The sequence below is a fragment of the Microbacterium sp. CPCC 204701 genome (assembly GCF_004010105.1).
Lineage (GTDB): Bacteria > Actinomycetota > Actinomycetes > Actinomycetales > Microbacteriaceae > Microbacterium.
This window is the reverse complement of record NZ_RRYE01000529.1, coordinates 1-1,613: the sequence shown is the minus strand read 5'-3', so window position 1 is coordinate 1,613 and position 1,613 is coordinate 1. Positions and strand designations below refer to the sequence as shown.

Annotated in this window: 2 protein-coding genes; both read left to right on the top strand. The window is 74.1% G+C overall.

All coding sequences use genetic code 11. The features are described 5' to 3' along the window. A partial coding sequence (locus EIO58_RS17540) for an aminotransferase class V-fold PLP-dependent enzyme (RefSeq protein WP_127820515.1) occupies positions 1-452 on the top strand: 452 nt, incomplete at its 5' end. A gap of 173 nt (positions 453-625) precedes the next feature. Next, a complete protein-coding gene (locus EIO58_RS17535) occupies positions 626-1,579 on the top strand; it encodes a glycosyltransferase family 2 protein (RefSeq protein ID WP_446723951.1) in 954 nt (317 codons plus the stop codon). The last annotated feature ends 34 nt before the right edge of the window (positions 1,580-1,613 follow it).

Here is a 1,613-nt window from a genome sequence, read left to right as displayed (position 1 = left end):
GCCGCCGCAGCGGCACCGAGAACGTCGCCGGTGCGGTCGGCTTCGCGACCGCGCTCGAGCTCGCCGAGGCCGAACGCGCAGAGGCGGCGGGCCGTGTCGCCGCCATCCGCGACACGTTCGTGGCGCGCGTGCTCAGCGCAGTGCCGTCGGCATCGCTCACCGGCGACCCCCTGCACCGGCTCCCCGGCACCGCGAGCTTCACGTTCGCCGGGACCAGTGGCGAGGCCGTGCTGCTCGAGCTCGAGAGGCGCGGCGTCGTGTCGTCGAGCGGGTCAGCGTGCGCCGCGGGCAGCGACGACCCCTCGCACGTGCTCGTCGCGATGGGCGTGGACCCTGAGATCGCCCGCACCGCCGTGCGCTTCACCTTCCCGCACTCGCTGCGCGAGCCGCTGGATGCCGTCGCCGACGCGGTCGCGGCATCCGTCGCCGCCGTCTCGGGCGCCGGGGGCTGAGCCTGCCCACCCGACGGACGATCCGCTCGTCGGAGCGGCGCACGCTCGGCCGAGGATGGCGGCGGAATCCTCCGGCATCGGGCGAATCCTCCACCCCGCCGAGCGACGCAGGGCGGAGGCGGCCGCGCAGCGCTGCAACGCCTCGCGTCTGCCGGCGCCCATAGGATCTGTACGTGCCTGCCGTCGTGACCGTGATCGTGCCGGGGTACGACGTGGCGGAGTGGGCGGTCGACGCGCTCGACTCGCTGCGCGCGCAGACGCTGACCGATTGGGCGGCGGTGCTGGTCGACGACGCCTCGACCGACGCCACCGGTGCGGTCTTCGACGAGGCAGCGGTGCGGGATCCGCGCTTCGAGGTCGTGCACCACTCCGCTCGCGCAGGGCTCGGAGCGGCGCGCAACACCGGGATCGACCGGGTGCGCACGCCGTTCGTCGCGTTCCTCGACGCCGACGACCGGATGACGCCCACCGCCCTGGAACGCCTCGTCACGACCGTCGACCGCAGCGGCAGCGATTTCGCGCTGGGCGCCTACGTGCGCCTGCGCCCCGACACCGCGGGCGGCTACGCCGCGGGTCACGTCCAGCCGTGGGTGAGCGCGGCCACCGACCCCGCGCGCACGGGCACGACCCTCGAGCACCACCCCGACGCGTCGGGCAACATCGTCGCGTGGTCGAAGGTGAGCCGCATCGACTTCTGGCGGCGGGCGGGGCTGCGGTTCCCCGTCGGCAAGGCGTACGAGGACCAGATCGTCGCTCAGCAGATGTACACGCGCGCCCGCGCGTTCGATGTCATCCCCGACGTCGTCGTGGAATGGCGCGAGCGCGCGGACGGCTCTTCCATCACGCAGCACAAGGGCGAGCTCCCCGTGATGCGCGACTACCTCGAGGCCCTCGCCGACGGGATCGAGGTACTCGACGCCGCAGGCCAGACGCGTGCCGCGGCATCCCGCGTACGGCTCATCCTCGCGATGGACCTTCCGCCGCTCGTGGACCTCGCCGAAGAGCATCCCGACCCCGCGTATCGCCGCGAGCTGGGAGCGTTCGCGCGCGAGCTGTCGGCACGCGCCGACGGCGCGGTACTCGGCGAGCCGGCGGCGACGGCGCTCGCCGCCGCGCGCCTGTGGTGATTCACACGCCAGGCAGGTCGTCGGCGGCCCAGTC